Below are 24,168 nucleotides of genomic sequence, written 5' to 3'. Positions count from 1 at the left end.
TTGCAAATTATGAAATCAATAAATACTTTAACCATTCTGTTAGTTTTTAGTTTTGAAACTTTTTCACAAGTATGTGATTGTAATCAATTTAGTGGTTCAGGTATAACAACAGGAGGAACAGACACCTATTATTGGAGAATAAATCGAGCAGGATCAGGTGAATTCAATGAAAGTTTACTTTTTTCTACTAAGAGAACTGGAACAGAAGATACCAAAATGATACTGTCTAAAAATGGGGAATTAGGAATTGGAACAACAAGTCTCACTTCAGGATATCAACTTACAGTCAATGGTAATGTTCATACTAAAGGCACCTTAGCAACATCTGGTTCTGGTATAACAACAGGCGGAATTGGCACCTATTATTGGAGAATAAATCGAGCAGGATCAGGTGAATTCAATGAAAGTTTACTTTTTTCTACTAAGAGAACTGGAACAGAAGATACCAAAATGATACTGTCTAAAAATGGGGAATTAGGAATTGGAACAACAAGCCTCACCTCAGGATATCAACTTACAGTCAATGGTAATGTTCACACTAAAGGAACCTTAGCAACATCTGGTTCTGGTATAACAACAGGTGGAATTGGCACCTATTATTGGAGAATAAATCGTGCGGGATCTGGTGAATTCAATGAGAGTCTGCTTTTTTCAACGATGAGGGGCTCAGGAACAGAGGATGTTAAAATGATATTGTCTAAAAATGGGGAATTAGGACTTGGGACCACGGATACTTTTGGCTACCAGCTAGCCGTTAATGGGACAATCGGGGCAAAAGAAGTAAAGGTAGAGTCAACAAGTGAATGGCCTGATTATGTTTTTGAAGAGCATTATGACCTCAGAAGCTTAGAAGAAACAGAAAAATTCATAACTAAGAATAAGCACCTTCCCGAAATCCCAAGTGAAGTTGAAGTAACCGAGAATGGCATCAAGCTCGGAGAGATGAATGCCAAATTTCTTCAAAAGATTGAGGAGTTAACTCTTTACCTAATCGAGCAGAACAAGGAACTAAAGTCCGCCAACATGAAGATCGAAAAGCTTCAAAAAGAGGTTTCCGCCTTGAAAAACGAATGAAAAGATCATAACAAACGCTCATACTCCATATGCATTTGAGTTCTTCAGTTGCTGCCCTTGTTGGTCTTGTTACCAACAAGCCGCTACCGTTAAGTTGACTTCGGAAGTTTGTTGGAGATAGTTCATAAAGACAATTGTAAATGATCTTTAGTCCTCACTATCCTTCTTTTCAGTAGCCGCCAACTTAGTAGGCTGATAGGCCGACTTCTTCAATTCATCTAGATGCAAGCGGTCAATGGCCTGTACGGATCGGAAGTTGAGTCGCTCGAATAGTCCGTAGTTCTCCACGATCTCCTTAAACTTTTCATCCTTGTTGTAAGTGATGAGGTAGTAGAACTGGAGAAGCACTTCCTGTTCGGTCAGATGTGGCTTGATGATGTTGATGTAGAAGTTAGGGTCTTTACTTTTCTCAGCCACTAAATAGATCAGTGATTTGTAGCTTTCCATATAGTGCGAGATGGTATTTCTATAACTGTCGTACACCTGTCTGAAGCACGTTTCGAAAGCTTCTTCATCCAAAATTTCAGAGCTGCCATCTTTCTTTCGTCTTTTCTTGGTGTCATTTACTGCTTTGGTAAATGCCTTGTACATGACGTCAAAGCCATTGCCCGTTTCTTGAGACTCTATTCGAGAAGAAGCCGAAAGGTGGAATTCTAGCAGTTGAAAGAAGGTGTTTTCAAATTGTTGAATTTCTATAGTTCTGGACTGACTGTCCATGATCTTTCTGGTTTCAAAAAGCTCCTCACGTTGGAGTTCTAGCTCTTTACGCTGGTAGATCAGTGCCAGGTAGAAAAGTATGACGCCCGCCAGTGCCCAAATGGGTCCTACGATGCCGCCGAAGAATTCTCCCATCTTACTGAGCGATTCCAAATTTGAAAGCATATCACTGCTGAGTACATTGAGTTTTACAAACACAACATAGGCAACAACGAACCCAAGCAGGACAGACAGCAAGGTGGAGAAGCCTAGAAATTTTACAAAATATTCACGTAGTTTGGTTCGCTTAGATGTCATGATTATACAGCATTTGGCTTGTCTGCTAAAGTACTAGATTACTTTTAATTATGTGCAAGGATTAGTGTCTGCATAGCCAGCGGATTTGATTGGAATATTTATTAAGCTGGACTTTAATTAGTTTACATCGAATAAGCGAGAGATATGAACGAAATCTCATTGCGAGTATGGCTATATTTCACTAGATTACTATCACTGGCTATGGGATTGATTCTATAGACTAGATCCAAATAGTCAGGTCTAGTCCCTTTGATCATGAAGAAATTATTACTGATTTGTGTAAGTCTAATTATTGTTTCCACCAACCTTTGGGGGCAATCCAAATCTGACCGGATAGATACCACCAACTATTACAGCTTTCATATCAACTATTGGCTCAATATGCACCATTTTCTATGGACAGAGGCTTTTTTGAATATTAAGGCAGATAGTTCCATTGTGAATTATGAGTTCCCTCTATCTGATCAGACTAAAGTAGATGGTGCCATAGATTACTATAGAAAGGAACTAGTAGGAAAGGATCTGAGGTACAATGAATACATGTCTGATTTCAAACAATGGATTACAAACCCCAACACAAGCCTGGACCGTATACCCAAGAAGTTTGCGACACATATGGATGTATTGATAGGGTTTGATTCATACTACCAGAGATATTTTTGGCCCAACCAGCGCAAAGAAGTCTTAAAAACATTTTCAGAGAATATTGATTTGATTCGAAAAACAGAAAATGAATTTGTAGATCGAATCACCAAGTTGACACGTCACTTTTGGCAGTTTGACCCTCCACAAGTGAGAGTGGATCTTAGCTATTTTGCAAAGACTACAACCAGAAGGTTTGATACTCGTCCGTACACTACAATATTTCCGACCCATGTGGTAATGAATGTAGTAGGAGAGAACGACATAAAAGGTAATTGGCTTGAATTACTCTATCATGAATCTGCTCATGGTCTTATCCTTGGAAACTCATTCTTTGTTGCCGGAACGATCAAAGACTTGGTAGAAGCGGAAAATTTGAGAAGCCCAAGAAGTCTAGAGCACGTGTACTTATTTTATTTTACTGGCCAGATCACAAAAGACTTGCTTAAAAAGCAAGATATAGATTACCCCGAAACATACATGGAAAGAGGAGTGTATGAAGAATATTTTCCGTTGTTGGAAAAGTATCTGGCTCCATATATGAATCGCAAATCTACTTTGTCAAATGCAACCAGGGATTTTTTGAAAGAGTGGAAAAGAACACAGCAGTAGATTGAAAGCACCAATATAAAACCAAAAAGGGTGCTGAAATCACGAAGACTTCCGCACCCTCTTCAATGTACCTAAGCCGAAGCCCAACTACACTGCCAAACTACTGTCCAAAGCCATTTAATGTTGCAGATCAACCAAGGTCAACCTGTCCGCTTAATACCTCTCTGAAATTCGATTTAATTTGACGTATCTCCTTAAATCTTCCCTTCTTCGAGATTGTCTTTCGACTGACTTTTTTCCCTTATTTGGTAATTCTAAGGTAGAAACTAAAACATCTTTGTACAATAAATTGGGCTATCTCTTATCCTCAACTTTCCCACGCGATATGCACAGGTTTTGCACATATGGGATATAAAGCATTCTAAGGCAGTTATTTATTAGTGACTAGCAATTCACGATCATTATTCAGCAGAACTGGGGTTCCAAAGCCTAATTCATTCAATCGATCCAGTTGTGTTTTGGCATCACCTACCACCAACCAAATCATTTGATCTGATTTAAGATAATCGTTGGCTAAGGATTTGATTTCCTCAAGAGTCATGTTTTCTACCACTTTTCGCTGCTGAAGCACGTAGTCGCTAGGCCAGTCATAGGTACTTATATTTTCGAGCATTCTGAGTTTTGCTCTGGCAGTTTCAAAGGCTCTGGCATTTCCCTTCACCATAGAACTTTTGGTTGTTGCTAAGTCTTCATTCAAGAATGACTCACCATAGGTCTCTAAAATTTGTTTGACTACTTCCAAAGACTCAAGAGTTACATTACTTCGGACGCTGCAGTAAATAAGAAAAGGCCCTTTGTCTAACCCTCCTTGAAATTCTGAATCAGCATGGTAAGTATATCCTTTTGCTTCTCTTAATTCTTGTGTCAACCTTGAGGCAAAACCAGAGGCCCCCAATAGGTAATTCATTACCTGAGCTGGAAAATAATCTTTGTCTAAAGAAGATAACGATGGGTAACCAAGTCTCAGGTGGGATTGCTTGGCATCCGGAACATCATAAAAGAATACCGTACTTTGATCAGGAATATTTAAGGCAGGCAATGCTGGAATAGCTACCGTTTGGGCTGGCCATTTTTCGGCTAGTGATTGTAAGGCTTCTTGAGCGGAGGATTCGCTTACATCGCCTACTATATGCATGACCGCGTTTGATGGTGACAGCAGTTGGTAATATGCCTTAAGTTGATCCATGCGCATATTTTCAATGGATGCAGCAGTACCGAAAAGGTTATTTGACAGAATATGCCCTTGTCCATAAAACAAAGAGTCAAATTGGTTGTCAGCTATTTGGCCAGGTGAAGCGGCGTCTTGTTGAATCCAGCTAATCACTTCTTGCTTATACAGTCCTAGCTCTTTTTCATCCCATCGTGGGGATACCAATATTTCTTCTACCAGAGCTAAAGTTTGTTCGAAATTCTTGGCCAACGCAGAACCTGAGATTCGGATACTTTCCTTTTGAGCAGAAATGTTCAAGGTCGCACCTAGCAGTTCTATTTGTTGCTCTAGTTCTTGTGGGGTTTTGTTGGCTGTGCCTTTAGTAAGTAATCCGGCTACCAAATTGGCTGCTCCTAAATTTTGAGGAGTTTCTAGCATTTGCCCTCCTTTAATTACGAGGTTGAAATCTACTACCGGCACTTCGTTGTTTTCAATGCCAAATAGTTTTAGTCCATTGGTCAGTATTGCTTTCCAAACTTTGGGAGGAGTTATTCTAGGGTCCTCTGCATATGGAGGCTCCTTAGTTCTGTCAAAGGTAGAGGGAGTCTTTTCATAAGTTGCCTCGAGGGAAGAATCAAACGTCTCTTCCGAACCTTGGGTAATAGTTTCTTCTACCACTTGGGCTTGTTTGGAGTTTTCTAAAGCCAGACTCAATTGTCCTCTAGGTACAAAACTGGTGGCTACGAACGGTTTGTTTTTGATGTACTTTTCATAAACTCTTCTTACATCTGTTTTATTCACTTGTAAGGTTTGTTCCAAGTCTTTAGTTATAAATCCGGGGTCATCAGCAAAGATGTTATACTGAGCAAGATAAAAGCTCTTAGCTACCACACTGGAAATGCTTTTATAAAAATCAGCTTCTTGCTGAGCTTTAATCCTCGTAAGGTCTTCATCTGAAATGCCCTCTTTTTCAAATTTTTCAAAGCCTTCGTTGATTGCATCAAGTACATCATCGAGATCTACTTGATCAAATCCTGTTACGTTGAGGTATACTTCACCAGCAATCTCAGCACCATAGGAATACATAGCCGTATTAGAAGTTAAGTTTTTCTCCTCCACGAGCACCTGGTACAAAGGAGCACCTTTACCTTGAGATAAATAATCACATAATACCTCTAGCGCATAACTATCAGAATGATAGATTTCAACTCCCGGCCAAATGAGCGTAAGCTCTGGAAGGTTGGCAAAATTGTCTTCATGATAAACTCTGATGGTATTGTCTAGTTGTGCTGGTTTGGGTTTGATAGGTGATACAGGATCGCCGGATGGGATTTCATTAAAGTACTTTTTCACCCAATTCTTAGCTTGTGCAGTATCAAAGTCTCCGGCTATTACAAGGGTTACATTGTTAGGCGTATACCACTTGGCGTAAAATTCCTTGACATCCTCTAGTGTGGCATTCTGTAGATCTTCCAGAGAACCGATTACTTGCCAGTTGTATGGATGATCTTCAGTGTACAAGTTTTTATTGGCTACATAATAGGTATGACCATAAGGCTGGTTGTCCACGCGCTGACGTTTTTCATTTTTCACCACTTGTTTTTCTTTAGCCAATACAGGTTCGGTGACTGTATTGATAAACCAACCTAGTTTGTCAGCTTCTGCCCATATCATTTTTTCCAATGCGTTTTTCGGAACAGTTTGATAATAGTTAGTACGATCGCGATTGGTGCTGCCGTTGGCTCCAGAACCACCAATTCTGGCGCTCATCTGATCCAGACCACCTTTGCCAAGATTTTCAGATTCCAGAAAAAGTAAATGTTCGAATAGATGTGCGAATCCTGTTCTACCGGTTTTTTCTCTTGCAGACCCTACATGGGCTGTTAGCGACACGGCGACAACAGGATCAGATTTATCAATGTGAAATATGACATTCAATCCATTGTCTAGCACAAATTTTTCATAATTTACGTCTAGTGGAGGATTTGTTTCGTTTACTTCTGGTTTACAAGAAATTAGGAGTAGGAATAAGGCGAAGGCCGTTATGTTTTGTAGCATGACTTTTTTGAGTTTGGAATAAGAAAATTACTTCTAATTTTCGATAGTGTTGGACTTATTATTAGGATGGTGAAATAGTTATAGGAATGGATATAAGAGAGTTAGGTTTTACGGAAGAGATGAGAGGGTTCGGAATTGAACAAGGGTTAGACACTTTTGAAATAGGCCGTGTAGTTTCCGAGCATCGTGAGCGGTATGCTGTAATCTCAGATAAAGGATTGTTTGACGCAGAGCTATTAGGTAATCTGAGGTTTACTGCTGAAAGCAGAGAAGACTTTCCTGCGGTAGGAGATTGGGTGGCCCTGTCTCCATATGACGAAGACAAAGCCTTGATTCATGGTGTCTATCCAAGGCATTCTTTGCTGGCAAGACAGGCTGTCGGCAAGAAAAGTGAGAAACAGATCATTGCTGCCAATATTGATGTTGGACTCATTGTGCAAGCTGTCAATCGTGATTTTAATATCAATCGCCTGGAAAGGTATTTAACTATTTGCCATGCAGCGGATATCGAACCTGTTGTGGTTTTGAGTAAAGTCGATTTACTTAATGAAAAAGAACTGCAGCCAATGTTGGCCGATATTGAAAGTCGCTTGAAAGGAGTGGAGATTATTCCGGTGAGTAGTCAAATAGCGGCTGGTTATCAGAAAATCGTTGAGTTAATACAGAAAGGAAAAACTTATTGTCTGCTGGGGTCCTCGGGAGTGGGCAAATCTACTTTGCTCAATCACCTTTCCGGACAAGAGCAGATGCAGACTGGGGAGATTAGTGAAAGTATTGATCGTGGAAAGCATGTTACTACTCATCGGGAGTTGGTGGTGCTTGAAAACGGCGGTATATTGATTGATAACCCAGGCATGCGAGAAGTAGGTATTGCTGATTCATCTGGAGGGTTGGAGATGACATTTGATGAAATTCAAGAGTTGTCAAAAGATTGTAAGTACAACGATTGTACCCATTTGCATGAGGAAGGGTGCGCGATTCTGAAGGCCCTAGAGGATGGCGAATTAGATCAGGATTCTTATGATAACTATCTCAAGATGTACAAAGAAAGGATGTATTTTGAAACCAGTGCGGAGGACAAGAAAAGGAAGGATAAAGGCTTTGGTAAAATGATGAAGCAAGTGAAGAAGGCTCGCAAGCAGAATAAGTACTAGGAAGATTATTTACCAAGCCATGAGGAAAGTAGAAGTAACCCTAAGAATAAATGCCAGACCCGAAAAGATTATCAATGCTTTTGTAGATGCAGATCGGCTGAGGGAATGGTGGCAAGTAGAACAAGCTTTGATTGAGCCAAAGGAGGGTGGAGTTTATACATTAGTTTGGCAAGTTTCAGCCAATGGAATTGGCTATGTTTCAACAGGACAAATAGCTTCTTATGATTCATTGAAGGAATTGAGGATAGAAAACTTTGTTTACCTCAATCCAGAAAAGCCACCATTAGGTCCGATGAGTTTGACAGTACGTGCAACATCAATTGAAAGCGGAAGTGAACTTTACCTCTGTCAGGATGGCTATGGCATAGGAGAGGATTGGGATTGGTATTATGAGGCAGTAAAGCAGGCATGGCCTGAGCTGTTGAATGCCTTCAAAACTTATATGGAATCTTAATACACTAATTTATTATGCATGCATAATAAATTAGTGTATTTCTTTCCTCAAGTCAACTTAATCCATTAAAATTAAGGTTAGGCATTTAACCCAATTGACAGATCATGGCTCACGACAAGTATCCACATCTTTTTGCACCGTTAGACTTAGGATTTACCACATTGAAAAATAGATCTCTGATGGGATCCATGCACACAGGATTGGAGGAGACTAAAAATGGCTACGAACGTATGGCCACTTATTTTGGTGAAAGAGCAAAAGGGGGAGTTGGGCTGATTGTGACTGGTGGCGTATCCCCTAACCGACAAGGTTGGGTAGCTCCTTTTTCTGCACGAATGACTAAGACCATTCATGCCAAAAAACACAGGGTTGTCACAGAAAGAGTACATGAATATGATGGAAAGATTTGTATGCAAATCTTGCATGCCGGTCGATATGGGTATCATCCCTTGAATGTAGCACCTTCTGCTATCAAATCTCCAATTACTCCATTCAAGCCGTTTGCGCTATCCGAAAGAGGTATACGAAATACTATAAGCGACTTTGCTAGATGTGCTTCATTGGCCAAAGAAGCTGGCTATGATGGAGTGGAAGTAATGGGTTCCGAAGGTTATTTGATCAATCAATTCATCGCGCAACATACGAACAAGAGGAATGATCAATGGGGAGGGAGTTATGAAAATAGAATGCGATTTCCGATTGAAATAGTGAAGGCTGTGCGTCAGGCAGTAGGGGAAGATTTTATTATTATCTACCGCTTATCCATGCTAGACTTAATCCCACAGGGGAGTGAATGGTCAGAAGTGGTGCAATTAGCGAAAGAAATTGAAAAGGCAGGAGCCACCATTATCAATACTGGTATAGGTTGGCATGAGGCTAGAATCCCTACGATTGCTACTATGGTGCCAAGAGGTGCGTTTACCTGGGTGACTAAGAAAATGAAGGGGGAGGTCGATATACCCTTGATTACCACGAATAGAATTAATAAACCAGATGTGGCCGAAAAAATTCTAGCTAACGGCGATGCGGATATGGTGTCGATGGCGCGCCCTTTTTTGGCTGACGCTGATTTGATTGTTAAATCAGAGCAGGGCCGAGAAGATGAGATCAATACTTGCATTGGCTGCAATCAGGCTTGCTTAGATCATGTATTTAAAAATCAACTATCTACATGTCTTGTAAATCCTAGAGCTTGCAAAGAAACCGAGCTGAATTATTTGCCAGCATTAGCTAAAAAGAAAGTGGCTGTTGTGGGTGCTGGTCCTGCTGGATTGGCCTACTCAACTATTGCCGCAGAACGTGGCCATGAAGTGACCCTTTATGAAGCTTCCAGCGAAATAGGTGGGCAATTCAATATGGCTAAGAAAATTCCCGGCAAGGAGGAGTTCTATGAAACTTTAAGATACTTCAATAAACGAATTCAATTGACTGGCGTAAATCTCCAGTTGAATACAAAAGTAGACGCCAAACAATTAGCTGCCGAAGGATATGATCAGGTGATTGTAGCCACTGGAGTGAATCCAAGAAACCCAGGTATAGATGGGCAGGATCATCCTAAAGTCCTTTCTTATATTGATGTATTAAAACATGAAAAACAGGTAGGTGATAAGGTTGCGATCATTGGTGCCGGGGGTATAGGTTTTGATGTAGCGGAATATTTGAGTCAGGAAGGTGAGAGTCCAAGTTTGAATATTGAAGACTTTATGCATGAGTGGGGGGTGGATATCAAAAATGAGCAGAGAGGAGGTTTGGTGGAGCCAGAAATGCCAAAAGCCAAAAGAGAAATCACCATGCTGCAACGATCGGAAAGTAAAATGGGAGCTAGGTTAGGTAAGACCACCGGATGGATTCATAGAACTACACTGAAGCATAAGCAAGTGAAAATGATCACTCATGTTACTTATAACAAAATCGATGACGAGGGATTGCATATCACGATCAAGGGAAAAGAACAGCAGGTGTTGCCTGTAGATCATGTCATCTTATGTGCAGGCCAATTACCAGAAAATTCGTTGGTTTCCGAATTAGAAAATGAAGGAATAAATGTTGCCAAAATTGGCGGTGCTGATGTGGCTGCGGAGCTAGATGCTAAACGAGCTATTGATCAGTCAAGTAGGTTAGCAGCTAAGCTGTAACTCCTACTTTTCCTTTACAATGTACTTTTGCTTAGAAACTTTCTTACTTAGTTTTTTGGCAAATTTTTCAATGCTCTTTTCAACTTCGCGAGGATCAATTCTCATAACAATGTCATCAGTCATCAATTGTTTGTCGCTACTTATGTGGTAAATGTCTGACTGGATTTCAATTCTGCTAGAAGATACAGCGTCGAAGTAGTTACCATAGGCATAGTCACCCCAAGAGTAACTTTGACCTCCGGCGATCACTACGCCACTACTGTTGGCTGAGGTGAATCCTGCACCGGTATATTGGGAGCGCTGATTATAAGAATAGCTATTCTCCTCTTCTAGATCTACCAATCGAACCACAAGTACTCCATCCGCACCATGTTTTTCACATACGGCGAGCACTTCCTTCTTTGTTAGACGTTCTGAACTTACTAATCTCGTATTATGACTACTTTTTGTCGAAATGCCGTAATCACCTAAATCGTATCCAAGCTCATCTTCAAGGGTTACTCTATTGTCTTTGGTTCTAAGCAATACAATGACCAAAAGCTTATTGATTTTTACATCGGTTTGGGGTTCCCTTTTTACTACTTCAAGTGTTGGGTTGTGTGCCCAACTTGAGTGGAAAGCCAACGTAAGTGCCAATAGGCTGATCAAGATTTGCTTGGTAGAATTCATCATTGTTTTTCAAATAAGTCACAATATTAGTCAAAGCCTTCCATTCCCAATGACTAATTGGTGAAAATGTCATTATGCGGTCAGTATACTGGCATATATGGTGAAAATGTTTTGGTGAAAAAAGATTAACCTTTTAGCACGATTACGTATAACTTCGGGCAACTAAAGTGACATAGTAATATGAGAGAGATTTTTGCTGAAGTACTTACCATTGGTGATGAGATTTTGTACGGTCAAATACTGGATACTAATACCAAGTGGATTAGTCGTGAATTAGATGATATTGGAATTAAAGTAAGACGCAAAATATCCATTGGAGATAAGAAACAAGAGATTCTAGATGCGTTGGATGAATCATTAAAAAGGTCCGATATTGTTTTGATTACTGGTGGTCTGGGGCCAACTAAAGATGATATTACTAAGAAAACTTTGGCAGAATATTTTGATGCAGAGTTGGAGCTTAATGCAAGTGCGCTCGAAGATGTTGAAGATATTTTCAGCCGGTTTGGGAAAGAGGTTACAGAAATCAACAGACAACAAGCCTTTTTGCCAGAAGGTTGTAAAAAAATAAAGAACGAAAGAGGAACTGCCCCAGGGATGTGGTTCGAAAAAGATAAAAAAGTAGTGGTGTCGATGCCTGGAGTACCATTCGAAATGGAGGCCATGATGTCTAAAACCATTTTACCTAAACTTAAGAAGCACTTCACCCTCCCAGTGATAGTTCATAAAGTCATTAAAACCATAGGCATAGGGGAGTCATGGCTAGCAGAGGAGATTAGCGATTGGGAAGATAGTTTACCGGAACATCTTGCTTTGGCTTACCTTCCTGGAAAAAGTCAAGTACGCCTGAGATTGACTGGGGTAGGAATTGATCGTGAAATTCTGGAAACTGAAATGGATCAGCAAATTGAGTCTGTATTGCCTGTGATCAAACCCTATGTGTATGGCTTTGGCGATATTCAGATTGAAGATGCGGTGGGTGAAATGCTGAAGATTCGGGAGCTGAAAATAGCGACTGCTGAAAGTTGTACAGGGGGCTTTTTAGCGCATCGATTGACATCGGTCCCAGGGAGCTCAGAATACTATTGGGGATCTGTGGTTTCCTACCATAATGACATTAAAAAAGGTGCCCTAGAAGTAAGTCATAAAACCCTAGATGCGTATGGTGCAGTGAGCGAAGAAACGGCTACTGAAATGGCTGTTGGGGTGAGGAAAAAGTTCAAAACGGACATAGGAATTTCCACCACGGGCATTGCAGGACCGGATGGAGGCACAGAAGAAAAACCTGTGGGTACTGTTTGGATGGCAATATCCTTTGGAAAAAATGTAGTAACACGAAAAATTCAGTTACCCGGAACCCGGATTCTCAATATAGAATACACAGCGATTCATGCACTCAATTTTCTACGTCAAACCCTTGATAAACAGTGATTTTTAGCTTTAAATCAAGTAACTTAGCGGCTAATTAGACCCGAAAACTGTAATAAAACATTATGGCCTTAGTAGAAATGGTAATGCCCAAGATGGGCGAAAGTATCATGGAAGGAACCATCCTTTCATGGCTTAAAAAAGTGGGAGATACGATCGAGCAAGATGAGTCTGTTTTGGAAGTAGCTACTGATAAAGTGGATACCGAAGTACCTTCTACTCATGCAGGTGTATTGAAAGAAATTTTAGCCAACGAAGGCGATGTAGTAGAGGTGGGTAAGCCTATCGCTGTGATTTCCACTGACGGTGCAGATGTTCCCGCTCCAGTAAAGCCTGAGGCAGAAGTAGTGGAGAAAGCTGAGGCTTTAGTTGCAGAGGCAGTAGAAGCTCATTCTGCAAGTGCGCCCACTTCAGCACCAGTCTTAGAAAAACCAACATCTGGAAGGTTCTACTCTCCACTAGTATTGAATATCGCTAGAGAAGAAGGTATTCCAATGGCGGAATTGGAGGCCTTGCCTGGTACCGGCAAAGAAGGGAGAGTGACCAAGAAAGATATACTGGCTTTCGTCAAAACAAGAAAATCTAATGGAGCACCTGCACCTGTAGCAACTCCAGCGGCTTCGAATGGTGCTGCGCCATCTAAACCGGCCTCTCAGCCAGTAGCAGTTTCATTTTCAGGAGAAGATGAAATTATTGAGATGGACAGGATGCGGAAGATGATTGCCGAACGAATGGTGGCTTCCAAGCAGACTTCTCCTCATGTTACATCGTTCGTTGAGGCTGATGTTACAACAGTTGTGAAATGGAGAGGAAAGCATAAAAAAGCTTTCATGGAAAGAGAAGGTCAAGCATTAACTTTTACTCCTATATTCATCGAAGCAGTTGTCAATGCGATTAGAGATTATCCTATGATCAATGTTCAGGTGGATGGAAACAAAATCATTAAAAAAGGGTCAATCAATGTAGGGATGGCAGTTGCGCTTCCAACAGGAAACTTGATTGTTCCAGTAATCAAGAATGCAGATCAATTAAGCTTGAAGGGTATTGCACTAAAAGTGAATGATCTGGCCCGTAGAGGTAGAGATAATAAGTTGACTCCGGATGATCTAAGTGGAGGCACTTATACGGTTTCTAACGTAGGATCTTTCGGAAATGTGATGGGAACACCTATTATTATGCAGCCGCAAGTGGGTATTTTGGCGTTGGGAGCTATCGTGAAGAAGCCGAGTGTGATTGAAACCCCAGAGGGAGATTTGATCGGTATCAGACACAAAATGTTCTTGTCTCACTCTTATGACCACAGAGTGGTCGATGGAGCTTTGGGAGGAATGTTTGTTCGTCGTGTGGCTGATTATCTAGAAAAGTTCGATCCTGAACGGGCGATATAAAATTTAACTACAAAAAAGGGCAATCATTTGATTGCCCTTTTTTGATATCGTTCGATATGATTTTGATCAATCGAATTGCGTTTCCACATAGTTGAATTCTATGCCCAGAAGATCAGCATAGTCTTCGCCTGCTTCTAACATGTCTTCATCATCTTCTTCGTAATACCAGTTGATCGACAAATCAAAGCCATTTTCTTTTACAATATTTAGTTTTCTAAATATGTCAAACAAACATTTAGAAGAACTAGTATTGAAATATTCAAATTTGAAATTGGCAATTAGATTCTGTTTTCCATTTCGCCCAAATTCTTCCAAGTCCTTGATAAGATTGCTGTAAAACTGAATTGAATTTTCAGGACTGGATTTTCCTCTCAATTCAAGTAACCCGCGATTGGGGTCAAAATATATTAGGGGGGTAATTCTTGTGGGCCTAACAATCAATTTTTCCATAAATCCTCCATCTTCTTTTCTCACAATCGGCTTAGCTGGTCAATGCCGAAAAGTTTCGATTAAGTTGCTTATTATCTTTTGAGGTTTGGGTATAGAAAAGGAGACTGATCGTATCGCCAGTGTTTCAACCTTTTCGCATAGTACAAATTTTTCTCCGTCTGCTGGACAGTTTTTGCTTTTTTTGTACAAGGCGTACCTTTTACCTTCCGGCTAATATATTCCTTTAGAGTTAGAATATGAATATAATCATCAAAATGTTTAATGACTTTCTTATGTATTTCAAGCTTGAGATAATAAATGGACTTTTCATTTTTCCATTTGGAGCTTGGTTTATCTTTGAAGTATGAGTCATAATAAGCTTTTGGTGGTGGTGGTAGGACCTACAGCAGTTGGAAAGACTGCAGTGACAATAGAATTAGCAAAACATTTCGGTGGAGAGATTATATCTTGTGATTCCAGACAGTTTTATGAAGAAATGGAAATAGGTACAGCTAAACCCAGTGCATCAGAACGAGCAGCGGTTACCCACCACATGGTAGACTCACACACCATCAAAGAAGACTATGATGCCGGTGCTTTTGCTTCAGATGCAGAAATTCTACTTAGAGATTTATTTGTTCGAAATGATGTGCAGTTCATGGTAGGAGGTTCAGGGTTGTATGTGCGAGCCTTTTGTGATGGACTAGATGAAATGCCAGAAACTGACCCGTTGCTGAGAGAAAAGTTAAATCAAGAATTGAAGGAGGTAGGTTTAGATGAATTGTTGAAAGAGCTGAAAGAAGTTGATCCAGTGTATTATGAGCAGGTCGACAAAAAGAACCCACAAAGAGTGGTCAGGGGGTTAGAGGTTTGTCGTTCAACAGATTTGCCATATTCACACTTTCGACAGGGTGGAAAAAGAAAGGAACATTCATTCAATATTTTGAAAATTGGATTAGATGTTGATCGCGAAAAACTCTATCAGCGAATCGATAAGAGAATGGATTTGATGATCGAACAGGGGTTGTTTGAAGAGGCTAAAGGTTTGTACCCATTTCGAGAAAATAATGCACTACAAACCGTAGGGTATAAGGAGATCTTCGATTTTATCGATGGAAAATATGATAAGCAAGAGGCTATCAGATTACTCAAAAGGAACTCTCGAAGGTATGCTAAACGACAAATGACTTGGTTTAAAAAGGATTTAGATGTTTGCTGGTTCGAGCCGGATCAGTTAGATGGTATGATTAATGTAATTGAATCTAGGTTAACATAAGATTTTCCATCCTTATTTGAAGTCCTTGAAGAATTTTTTGTAAATCTTTTTCAGTCTATTTTCACTTTTCTCGTTAGTTACAATTAGGCCATTTACCGTTCCCATAAACACCTTGTCGTATTTCGGGTTTTGACGAATATCTATGGTGAAATTGGTAATGAGCTCTTTTCTTTCCTGCTGCGGAAGTTGAGCACCAAGGGTATCTACCTTCAGCTTTAAAAAAATTAGCAAGTCAGGAGATTCAGCTTGTTCGAACCCATTTTTTGATAAGGCTTCATGCAGTTTAGATTGTACGGCAGATACTTGAGTGCTAGCACCTGGATCAGCTTCTTTTTTGTTTATGGTAAAAGCAGCCAAGCGATAAGTTTTGTATTGTGAAACGTCGGTTTGATAGTAATGATGTCTAAAAGCCAACTGCGCCTGAGCCGAGCAAATAAAGGTGGTGAAAAGAATGAGAAAAGTAACTTTTTTGTACATGTCAACAATGTTTAGGAAATAACAAGATAACAACTGTAGACCATAACCTCCAGACTTATTTTATTACCCTTCGAATGGCTTTTATATTCTTCTTGTAGTAGTCAGCATTAAGATCTGAAATTACAACGCCGCGAGAGGAGGAGGCGTGAATGAAGTAAGTACCATCGGGAGTTACTGAGGTGACCATGCCACTATGATACCATTTCTCTCTTTTAGACTTGAATTTAAAGAATACAATGTCTCCTTGACGTATCCCAGTCCAACCTACCTTTTTTCCATATTTGGACTGAGCCTTTGCAGTTCTTGGTATGCTGTATCCTGCCTGAGCGTAGGAGTTTTGCATAAGGGCAGAGCAATCGATGCCGGTTTTTGAAGTGCCGCCATATTTGTAAGGCGTGCCGGTGTAGGTATATGCAGCGTCTACCACTTTTTGGATGGCTTGAGCCCTTTTTATTTTCTTTTTTTGGGCTATTGTGGGTGCTGTGACGAGTATCGCTAAAGCAAGAATTAAAAATCCTATTCTATTCATATTGAAAATTTTGAACTGTCGAACAGTAATGATGCCAAATTTATCAAGTAGTGTTTTTAACGACTATTCTTATTCGGGAATTTTACAATAATTATCTTTGTTGAAATTTTGATGAAAGTTATTATTGTAAATCAGCAAAAGTGAATACGATGTCTTGGCAACTTGAGGAAGAAGAGCTAGTAGATGTATTAGTAGAAGAGCAGGAAGACGAAGGGCGTACGCTTGTAGTCTTCAATGATGATGTGAATTCCTTCGATCATGTGATCAATACTTTGATCAGGGTATGTAAACACGAGCGAGTTCAGGCCGAACAGTGTACCTATATTATTCATTTCAATGGCAAGTGCCAAGTAAAGAAGGGTACCTATGAAAAGTTGAAGCCCATGAAAGAGGGAATATTGGATGCTGGTATAAATGCAGTGATTAACTAAACAACTGAATGGAGTTTCCAAGCGAATTGATTGAGGAGGCGGTAAAGGAAATTTCCAAATTACCGGGTATTGGTAAAAAAACGGCACTTAGGTTGGCATTGCACCTACTCAAAGAAAATGAAGCCACTACCGAAGGACTGGCGGCCTCGCTGGTCAGATTAAGAAAAGAGACTAAATATTGTGGTACCTGCCATGTAATATCACATACTACAGATTGTACTTGTAGAACCATTAATCGAGACTTATCTGTCATTTGTGTAGTAGTAGATACTCCTGACTTGTTGGCTATTCGTAGTACCGGTCAGTATCAAGGCATGTTTCATGTTTTGGGTGGTGTGATTTCACCAATTGAAGGAATTGGTCCTGAAGATCTTCATATTGACTCTTTGGTTGAAAGAATCAGGTCGTCGGAAGGTGAAGTGAAAGAGGTGATATTAGCGCTCAGCGCTACTATGGAAGGAGACACAACTTGTTTTTACCTTTCCAGAAAATTGGAAGAAACCGGAGTGAAGATTACTACTATAGCTCGAGGTATTCCGATAGGAGGTGAGCTCGAGTATGCAGATGAGGTGACCCTAGGTAGAAGTATAGTCACTCGGACCAATTACTCTTCAGGCGAAAGCTGACACAAATTCTTGTTTGCTGTATTTCGAATATTATAGCATATTGAGCAGATCATTAGATTTGAATTCAGTATATCAGTAGATTTTTGAACATATTTTAACGTACCTGTTAAAATTTTTAAGATGAATGCTATGAGATTGGTATCGAGCTTATCTACTTTTGCGCATATAATTTCAAGAAAATCATTCAATGGAACACTTATCGGATAGAATCAAAAACATGGCAGAGTCTGCCACGCTGGCGATGGCTGCCAAAGCTAGAGAATTCAAAGAAAATGGAATAGATGTGATTAGTTTGAGTTTGGGAGAACCAGATTTTAAAACACCTAAGCACATTCAGGAAGGCGCCAAAGAGGCCATTGATTCTGAAAAATACTTTGCTTACCCACCAGTTAATGGCTACGCTGATTTGAGAAAGGCCATTGCGGAAAAATTCAAGAACGAAAACGGACTGAACTATACCCCAGACCAAATTGTCGTATCCAACGGAGCCAAACAGTCAATCGTCAATGTTATGATGGCCTTGGTGAATCCAGGAGATGAGGTGATTGTACTTTCTCCTTATTGGGTGAGTTACACAGCTGCAATCGAATTGGCTGAAGGTACCCCGGTATTAGTAAAGGGTGGGATTGAAAATGATTTTAAAGCTACTGCTGAACAAGTGAATGCAGCCTTGACTGATAAAACTAAGGCAATCATATTCTCTTCACCATGTAACCCAACTGGATCGGTATTTACAAAAGAAGAGTTGAGTGCTATTGCTGATGTGCTTAGGGACACAGATGTGATTGTAATATCTGATGAGATTTATGAACATATCAATTTCTCAGGTGCCCATGCAAGTATTGGTGCTTTGCCAGGCATGCAGGATAAAACTGTAACTATTAATGGAATGGCTAAAGGTTTTGCTATGACTGGCTGGAGAGTTGGTTATATTGGTGCTCCTACCTGGATTGCAAAGGCTTGTGCTAAGATTCAGGGTCAGGTGACCTCGGCTAACTGTAGTATTGCACAGCGAGCTACAGTTACAGCTTTAACTTCCGACTTAGGTCCAACAAAAGCTATGACCGAACAATACGGAAAAAGAAGGGAGTTGGTGTACGGTTTATTGAATGACATTCCTGGTGTGAAAACGAATATGCCTCAAGGTGCTTTCTATTTCTTTCCAGACGTGAGTAGTTATTTTGGAAAATCTGATGGATCCATGACTATCAACAACGCAAGCGACCTTTGTCTGTATCTATTGGAAAATGCTCATGTGTCTCTGGTGACAGGGGAGGCTTTTGGTGATCCTGATTGCATCAGACTATCGTATGCTGCCTCAGAGGAAAACCTCAAAGAAGCACTTAAAAGAGTGAAAGAAACTCTAGCGAAATTGAGCTAAAAAACAATTCAAGAAGGATTGTTCATCTGAGCAATCCTTCTTTTCTTTCTCATATTTCCACTGATTTACTTAGCTTTATCCCTTGATGAATTCAGTCGGGAATTTTACATCTCTGTTAAATACGCCAAGCCACTTAAAGTATCTAACACTTGGCCTGCTGCTGCTCTGTTTTTTGGGCTCCAATGCCCAGGATTTGCCCAGAGCAAAACAAGGAATTCTTGATCTTAGGGAATGGGAATTTCAAAAAAATGAACCCATTTCATTGGCAGGAGAATGGGAATTTTACTGGGAAAGAATCCTATATCCAGCTGACTTCGATTATCTGGAACTCCCAGACACTTATCGGGAATTTCCTAAGTTATGGGAAGGTGACATCATCGAACAGGATACGATTAATCCAGTAGGATTTGCTACACAACGCTTGCAGGTCATAGTAAACTCTGTGACACCAGAACTTGCCATAACCATTCCTCATGTTTATTCTTCTTACTTACTCTTTTTGAATGGAGAGTATCTAGGATCCAATGGTCAGGTAGGTATGCATGAGGTGACTTCCAAACCTCATTGGCAGTATATGACCAGAGAGTTTAAGGTTAAATCCGATACCCTCGAAATTGTATTGCAGATATCTAACTACAAGCATTCTCGCGGAGGAAGTTTCTATGATATTAAGTTAGGTGAGAAGGTTAAGATGCAAACAATAGAAGGGCGTCAGAAGGCTTTCGATCTCATCATGTCCTCTAGTTTGTTTTTCATTGGACTGTTTTTTATGGTCTTGTTTTGGTTTGGTAGACATGAAAAGCAAATCTTATATTTTTCACTTTTCTGTCTATTTTACAGTTATCGATCGATAGGTTCTGGGAGCTATACGCTTCATTCGTTGTACCCAGAGTTACCCTGGTTGCTTACGCTTAAGGCTGAATACATCACCATGTTTATGGCGGGGCTATTTTTCTCATTCTATTCTTACTACTTGTATAAGAGAGAGACCTCGAGATTATTCTTGTTGTTTGTCACTATAATTAGTGGGACGTTCGTCTTGATAGCACTTTTTGCACCAGTCAAGTTTTTCACCAAACTGGTAGGCCCTTATTCAGTCATGATATTAATAGGTTTTGCCTATATGATGTATACCTATGTCTTGGCTGTTGTCAATAAGAGAGAGGGATCTTTGATGTCATTGATTAGTTCATTTTTGCTGTTTCTAGTGATGGGAGCTGTCATATTGGAGCACTTTGGGTTTATGAAGAACTCTATGCTTTTCTACTTTGTAGGGTATCAGCAGTTTTTCTTTTTCCAATCGATCATTCTCTTTTATAGATACAACAGGAAAATAGAAATAGCCAAGGAGAAAGCTGAGTCTGCTGCTCGTTCACAGTCCGACTTTTTGTCTATGATTTCTCATGAAATCAGGACGCCGCTAAATGCGGTCATTGGTTTAACAAATTATTTGATTGGCGATAAACCTAAAAAGCAGCATGAGGATGACCTTAAAACATTAAAGTTTTCGGCAGAGCATTTGCATGTGTTGATTAATGATGTGCTGGATTACAGTAAGCTGGATGCAGGTAAAATTGAATTTGAGGAAGTCGATGTAAATGTGGTTGAAATGGCCAGAAATATCACGAAAGGGTTTGATAATAGAGCCAAGGAAAAAGACATCTACCTGAATTTTCTTCATGATGATGAGATCCCGAATTATATTGTTTGTGATGGGTTACGTTTGAGCCAGATTTTGACTAACCTAGTCAGTAACGCAGTCAAGTTTACCGACGAAGGAGGGGTTACACTCAGTATGACTATTATTATGCTTACTAAAGATAGAGTGTCGATCAAATTTTCTGTGGAGGATTCAGGAATTGGAATTCCTAAAGATAAGGTTAAAACGATTTTTGATAGTTTCTCTCAGGCATCTACTTCTACTACTCGTGAGTACGGAGGGACTGGTTTGGGATTGTCTATCACCAAACGAATTCTGGATATGCAAAACACAAAAATCAACGTGTTTAGTGTAGAGGGGCAGGGCTCTAGATTCTATTTTACCCAAACATTTGCAATCAGCGACAATCAAGAAAAAGTGACAGAGAAGATTTCAGAAGTGCATAATCAACTGGAAGGAAAGAATATCCTGCTTGTGGAGGATAATCCAGTAAATGTAATGGTGGCGAAGAAATTTCTATCGCGATGGGATATCAAGGTAGATGTGGCTGAAAATGGTCGGGAGGCTTTAGAAAAGACAGCCATAGAATCATATGATTTGGTCCTTATGGATCTTCAAATGCCTGAAATGGATGGCTATACCGCTTCTGAGGAACTAAGAAAGCGTGGTTACACCGTGCCGATCCTTGCCTTGACCGCATCAGTGATGCTGGACGTAGGAGATAGGGTGTTCAAGTCCGGGATGAATGATTTTATTACCAAGCCTTTCGATCCGGATGATCTATTTAACAAGATCAAACTCCATATTGAAAGAAAAGAGTCTGAAGAGAAGGAAGCAAATTAATTGGGCTTCCAATTCTTTACCGTTTCAATAAATACCTTCACCTTTTCAGGATCAATATCAGGATAAACACCATGTCCTAAATTGGCGATGTGTCTATGGCCACCAAAAGATTCAAGCATCTCTATGGTCTGTAATTCAATTTCTTTATCAGTACTGTAAAGCACACAAGGATCTAAATTTCCTTGAAGTGTCTTGTCTGAGCCAATCAACCTTCTGGTAGGGGCTACAGCCATGTTCCAGTCCAGTCCAATGGTCTCGCAGTTGAGTTGACCCATTTGTTTGCGGGCGAAGTAGGCCCCCTTGGCGAATACTGTAACAGGTACCATGTCTATGGCATCACAGATTTTGGAAATGTACTTCAATCCAAACTCTTGGTATTGTGCAGGAGATAGAATACCTGCCCAAGAATCAAAAATCTGTACCAAATCTGCTCCACACTTGATTTGCATTTGCAAGTACTTGATAGTGCTTTCAGTGATCATGTCCAACAGCTTATTAGAGAGTTCTGGTTCTGTGTAGAGCATCTTCTTGGCTTTGGAAAATGTCTTACTTCCAGATCCTTCAACCATATAAGAGAAGATGGTCCAGGGAGCTCCGGCAAACCCAATCAATGGTACTCGACCATTCAATTCCCTTTTAGTGATTTTGATCGCTTCAGCTACATAATCTAAGTCAGCTTCAGGTTCTGCGATTCTGATTTTTTTGAGATCGGCTTCTGATTGAACCGTTTTTTCAAACCATGGCCCCTTCTTTTCGATCATTTGATAGGGTAGTCCCATAGCTTCTGGGATCACCAGAATATCGGAGAAAATAATAGCAGCATCTACACCAAGAAGATCTACCGGCTGGATGGTAACTTCTGCCGCCAATTCTGGCGTAGTCGCCAATTCGATAAATCCACTAACACTTTCACGAACCTTACGGTATTCGGGAAGAATTCGGCCCGCCTGGCGCATCAGCCAAACTGGTACCCGCTCTGTTTCTTCTCCTCTTGCTGCTCGTAGTATAAGGTCGTTTTGTAATATCATGGGGTTTTATTTTCTCTGGCCGCAAAGATAATAGGGGATAGGAGAAATGAACCGAGCGGGAGGTAGAATTTACAGAGAATTGTACGTTTACATTTAGGTAAGAAATTCTTCCATTCGGTTTTGACCAATGTATCAAGTTGGTGTTTCCGAGTTTATGCCATTTTCCTTTTTGTCAGTATTTCAACCTCTTCGATAAGGTGTTATAAAGATGTCTGGAGTCGATCCAAATGTCGATCTCTGTTATGGAAGAACCCGCGAAGGTCTTAATGACTGCGCCTTAGGTGCAGACTCATAGGATCCAACCAATCGAATTTTAGGTCGCGCAGCATACTATGAACATGGTTGCCAGTAACTGATGGGTCGTGTTGAATGCTAAATTGATTGCTCTGCATGAATTCTAATAGGAGGTTGTCAACTAGTAGATAACTGTAATGGTGTGAGCCCTCTTGTTGAAGGGATTGTCCAGCCCAGCTCAAAGTGAGTTGTTCTCTAGCATCGAGCGCTTCATCAATTCTTTCTATGTAATCAGGGCTTAGATTAGAATTCATGGCGTTAACATAAAACTGGTAAGCTTGCTTAAGGTGCCACTTGGCTTCAGAACTCAATTCACTTGGGCTAACCTTCAAATGAGGGTATTTGTCAATTTTAAGGCTGTCAACCCTAGGGTCTAGTGAGCCGATCATAAAGGGCATCGGTGTGTCCAAGATTATAGGAGGGGATTGAGTGAAATAACTCGAATCGATAAACGCACGAGATCGTGTTGCTTCGGGTAAGTTTATCCAAAATTTTCGTAAATGGTGAGCGACACTGTACATCATGATCTGACCTTCTTCCCAGCCCCATTCTTGTGAAATTTTGGATGCTTCAGGTGATTCAGGGATTATCATAGGGAAAGCACCAAAAAACAACGGCGTGGTGTGAATGTCTACTTCACCAGTTTTTTGATCTGTAATGAAGGTCATATTGAATGTGATGTGATGACCTTCAAATCGGAATCCCCATTCCGTGTTACGGCCAGGTGTGCCAAATATAGCTAGGGTATATTCATCGAATTGCTCTCGCCGTTTGGCAAGTCCAGGTACGCTGTCCCATACCCATTTTACTTCACCATTTGCATACCCACCAGCAACTGCAGGATAAAACGAACTGTCAGGTATGTGCGAGTGGTCGAAGTCGAAAACGGAGTGTTCATGTGCATGAGGGTGCTTGTGTAGTACGTCTTTGAGAAACTGAGTATCTCCTTTTTCTTCCATTTCTCCAATGATCCTTTGGCGATTGAGGACCGCAAGCAACGTTTGATAACCGCCTGAGGATAACGCCAAATTAAACAATTTGTGCATGGCTACTAATTGATCATGATTCATGTCACTTTGCTGTAATCCCCAGCCTGGTAGGCACCAAGCAAGAACGGCACAGAATGAAGGTGTTTGAGTAGTGTCCTTGCCATAGACTCGACTGTCGCTATCAAATGGATAAACAAGGGACCTACGTTGATCAGGAGGGATAATATCTATTAGTTGATTGGCTGCTTCAGCCACTTCATCAGCATATAATTTTTTGGCTGCTGCAGCTGCAGCCTTTTGTTCTTGGCTTGATTCATCATGGCTACATGCAAATAAAGTAAAGCTCAAGAGTAAGAAAGAAAAGTATCGTGATATGATATTCATTGAATATGAGAATGAAAACGCCTCCTTATCGAGTCATAGAACT

The 24,168-nt window shown here is 40.4% G+C and carries 20 protein-coding genes; 12 read left to right on the top strand and 8 right to left on the bottom strand.

Annotation, left to right across the window (positions count from 1 at the left end; all coding sequences use genetic code 11):
- Window positions 1-9 precede the first annotated feature (9 nt).
- The gene (locus tag ACO6S2_RS15225; RefSeq protein WP_422359416.1) at window positions 10-1,074 is read left to right on the top strand and encodes a hypothetical protein; all 1,065 of its coding nucleotides are present in this window, start codon (window positions 10-12) and stop codon (window positions 1,072-1,074) included.
- A gap of 147 nt (window positions 1,075-1,221) precedes the next feature.
- Here ACO6S2_RS15225 and ACO6S2_RS15220 read toward each other — a convergent pair whose 3' ends face one another.
- A complete protein-coding gene (locus tag ACO6S2_RS15220) occupies window positions 1,222-2,088 on the bottom strand; it encodes a putative phage abortive infection protein (RefSeq protein ID WP_422359415.1) in 867 nt (288 codons plus the stop codon).
- A gap of 255 nt (window positions 2,089-2,343) precedes the next feature.
- On the opposite strand from ACO6S2_RS15220, the gene ACO6S2_RS15215 reads away from it, so the two are divergent.
- On the top strand, window positions 2,344-3,342 hold the full coding sequence (locus ACO6S2_RS15215; protein WP_422359414.1) for a hypothetical protein: 999 nt from the start codon (window positions 2,344-2,346) through the stop codon (window positions 3,340-3,342).
- A 370-nt stretch (window positions 3,343-3,712) separates the two neighbouring features.
- Here ACO6S2_RS15215 and ACO6S2_RS15210 read toward each other — a convergent pair whose 3' ends face one another.
- Window positions 3,713-6,550, bottom strand: coding sequence for a M16 family metallopeptidase (locus ACO6S2_RS15210; RefSeq protein ID WP_422359413.1), 2,838 nt, complete (start codon window positions 6,548-6,550; stop codon window positions 3,713-3,715).
- An 86-nt stretch (window positions 6,551-6,636) separates the two neighbouring features.
- Between ACO6S2_RS15210 and rsgA the strand changes: the two genes are divergently transcribed.
- The 3 genes from rsgA (at window position 6,637) to ACO6S2_RS15195 (ending at window position 10,293) form a co-directional block, all read left to right on the top strand.
- Entirely contained in the window at window positions 6,637-7,704 is a 1,068-nt protein-coding gene (gene rsgA, locus ACO6S2_RS15205; protein ID WP_422359412.1) for a ribosome small subunit-dependent GTPase A, read from the top strand.
- 19 nt (window positions 7,705-7,723) lie between these two features.
- Complete coding sequence (locus tag ACO6S2_RS15200) at window positions 7,724-8,158, top strand: SRPBCC family protein (protein ID WP_422359411.1); 435 nt, start codon at window positions 7,724-7,726, stop codon at window positions 8,156-8,158.
- A gap of 104 nt (window positions 8,159-8,262) precedes the next feature.
- On the top strand, window positions 8,263-10,293 hold the full coding sequence (locus tag ACO6S2_RS15195) for an FAD-dependent oxidoreductase (protein WP_422359410.1): 2,031 nt from the start codon (window positions 8,263-8,265) through the stop codon (window positions 10,291-10,293).
- Window positions 10,294-10,296: 3 nt separating this feature from the next.
- Here ACO6S2_RS15195 and ACO6S2_RS15190 read toward each other — a convergent pair whose 3' ends face one another.
- Window positions 10,297-10,965, bottom strand: a complete 669-nt coding sequence (locus ACO6S2_RS15190) for a hypothetical protein (RefSeq protein ID WP_422359409.1) — start codon at window positions 10,963-10,965, stop codon at window positions 10,297-10,299.
- Between the two features lie 177 nt (window positions 10,966-11,142).
- Between ACO6S2_RS15190 and ACO6S2_RS15185 the strand changes: the two genes are divergently transcribed.
- Window positions 11,143-12,393 carry a competence/damage-inducible protein A gene (locus tag ACO6S2_RS15185; RefSeq protein WP_422359408.1) on the top strand — a complete coding sequence of 417 codons (1,251 nt, stop codon included), beginning with the start codon at window positions 11,143-11,145 and terminating at the stop codon, window positions 12,391-12,393.
- A gap of 62 nt (window positions 12,394-12,455) precedes the next feature.
- Window positions 12,456-13,778, top strand: coding sequence for a dihydrolipoamide acetyltransferase family protein (locus tag ACO6S2_RS15180; RefSeq protein WP_422359407.1), 1,323 nt, complete (start codon window positions 12,456-12,458; stop codon window positions 13,776-13,778).
- Between the two features lie 66 nt (window positions 13,779-13,844).
- Here ACO6S2_RS15180 and ACO6S2_RS15175 read toward each other — a convergent pair whose 3' ends face one another.
- The gene (locus ACO6S2_RS15175) at window positions 13,845-14,252 is read right to left on the bottom strand and encodes a DUF1987 domain-containing protein (RefSeq protein ID WP_422359406.1); all 408 of its coding nucleotides are present in this window, start codon (window positions 14,250-14,252) and stop codon (window positions 13,845-13,847) included.
- A 319-nt stretch (window positions 14,253-14,571) separates the two neighbouring features.
- On the opposite strand from ACO6S2_RS15175, the gene miaA reads away from it, so the two are divergent.
- Window positions 14,572-15,483 (top strand): tRNA (adenosine(37)-N6)-dimethylallyltransferase MiaA, encoded by a 912-nt coding sequence (miaA, locus tag ACO6S2_RS15170; RefSeq protein WP_422359405.1) that lies wholly within the window; start codon window positions 14,572-14,574, stop codon window positions 15,481-15,483.
- 12 nt (window positions 15,484-15,495) lie between these two features.
- Here the strand turns inward: miaA and ACO6S2_RS15165 are convergent, their stop codons facing one another.
- Both ACO6S2_RS15165 and ACO6S2_RS15160 read right to left on the bottom strand, forming a co-directional pair.
- Window positions 15,496-15,960, bottom strand: a complete 465-nt coding sequence (locus tag ACO6S2_RS15165; RefSeq protein ID WP_422359404.1) for a DUF4136 domain-containing protein — start codon at window positions 15,958-15,960, stop codon at window positions 15,496-15,498.
- A gap of 55 nt (window positions 15,961-16,015) precedes the next feature.
- On the bottom strand, window positions 16,016-16,489 hold the full coding sequence (locus tag ACO6S2_RS15160) for a C40 family peptidase (RefSeq protein ID WP_422359403.1): 474 nt from the start codon (window positions 16,487-16,489) through the stop codon (window positions 16,016-16,018).
- A 149-nt stretch (window positions 16,490-16,638) separates the two neighbouring features.
- On the opposite strand from ACO6S2_RS15160, the gene ACO6S2_RS15155 reads away from it, so the two are divergent.
- From ACO6S2_RS15155 to ACO6S2_RS15140, 4 genes are all read left to right on the top strand, one after another.
- A complete protein-coding gene (locus ACO6S2_RS15155) occupies window positions 16,639-16,920 on the top strand; it encodes an ATP-dependent Clp protease adaptor ClpS (RefSeq protein WP_422359402.1) in 282 nt (93 codons plus the stop codon).
- A gap of 8 nt (window positions 16,921-16,928) precedes the next feature.
- Window positions 16,929-17,546, top strand: coding sequence for a recombination mediator RecR (recR, locus tag ACO6S2_RS15150; RefSeq protein WP_422359401.1), 618 nt, complete (start codon window positions 16,929-16,931; stop codon window positions 17,544-17,546).
- Window positions 17,547-17,733: 187 nt separating this feature from the next.
- Window positions 17,734-18,927 (top strand): pyridoxal phosphate-dependent aminotransferase, encoded by a 1,194-nt coding sequence (locus ACO6S2_RS15145; RefSeq protein WP_422359400.1) that lies wholly within the window; start codon window positions 17,734-17,736, stop codon window positions 18,925-18,927.
- An 85-nt stretch (window positions 18,928-19,012) separates the two neighbouring features.
- Window positions 19,013-21,430, top strand: coding sequence for a response regulator (locus ACO6S2_RS15140; RefSeq protein ID WP_422359399.1), 2,418 nt, complete (start codon window positions 19,013-19,015; stop codon window positions 21,428-21,430).
- Here the strand turns inward: ACO6S2_RS15140 and hemE are convergent.
- Together hemE and ACO6S2_RS15130 are read right to left on the bottom strand one after the other, a co-directional pair.
- A complete protein-coding gene (gene hemE / locus ACO6S2_RS15135; protein ID WP_422359398.1) occupies window positions 21,427-22,458 on the bottom strand; it encodes a uroporphyrinogen decarboxylase in 1,032 nt (343 codons plus the stop codon). The two genes, ACO6S2_RS15140 and hemE, sit on opposite strands and share 4 nt — an antisense overlap.
- A 263-nt stretch (window positions 22,459-22,721) precedes the next feature.
- The gene (locus tag ACO6S2_RS15130; protein WP_422359397.1) at window positions 22,722-24,125 is read right to left on the bottom strand and encodes a DUF3500 domain-containing protein; all 1,404 of its coding nucleotides are present in this window, start codon (window positions 24,123-24,125) and stop codon (window positions 22,722-22,724) included.
- Window positions 24,126-24,168 lie beyond the last annotated feature (43 nt).

This window comes from Reichenbachiella sp. (assembly GCF_965233835.1).
Lineage (GTDB): Bacteria > Bacteroidota > Bacteroidia > Cytophagales > Cyclobacteriaceae > Reichenbachiella.
Note: the sequence above shows the minus strand (reverse complement) of the source record. Positions and strands in the feature narration are given on the sequence as shown.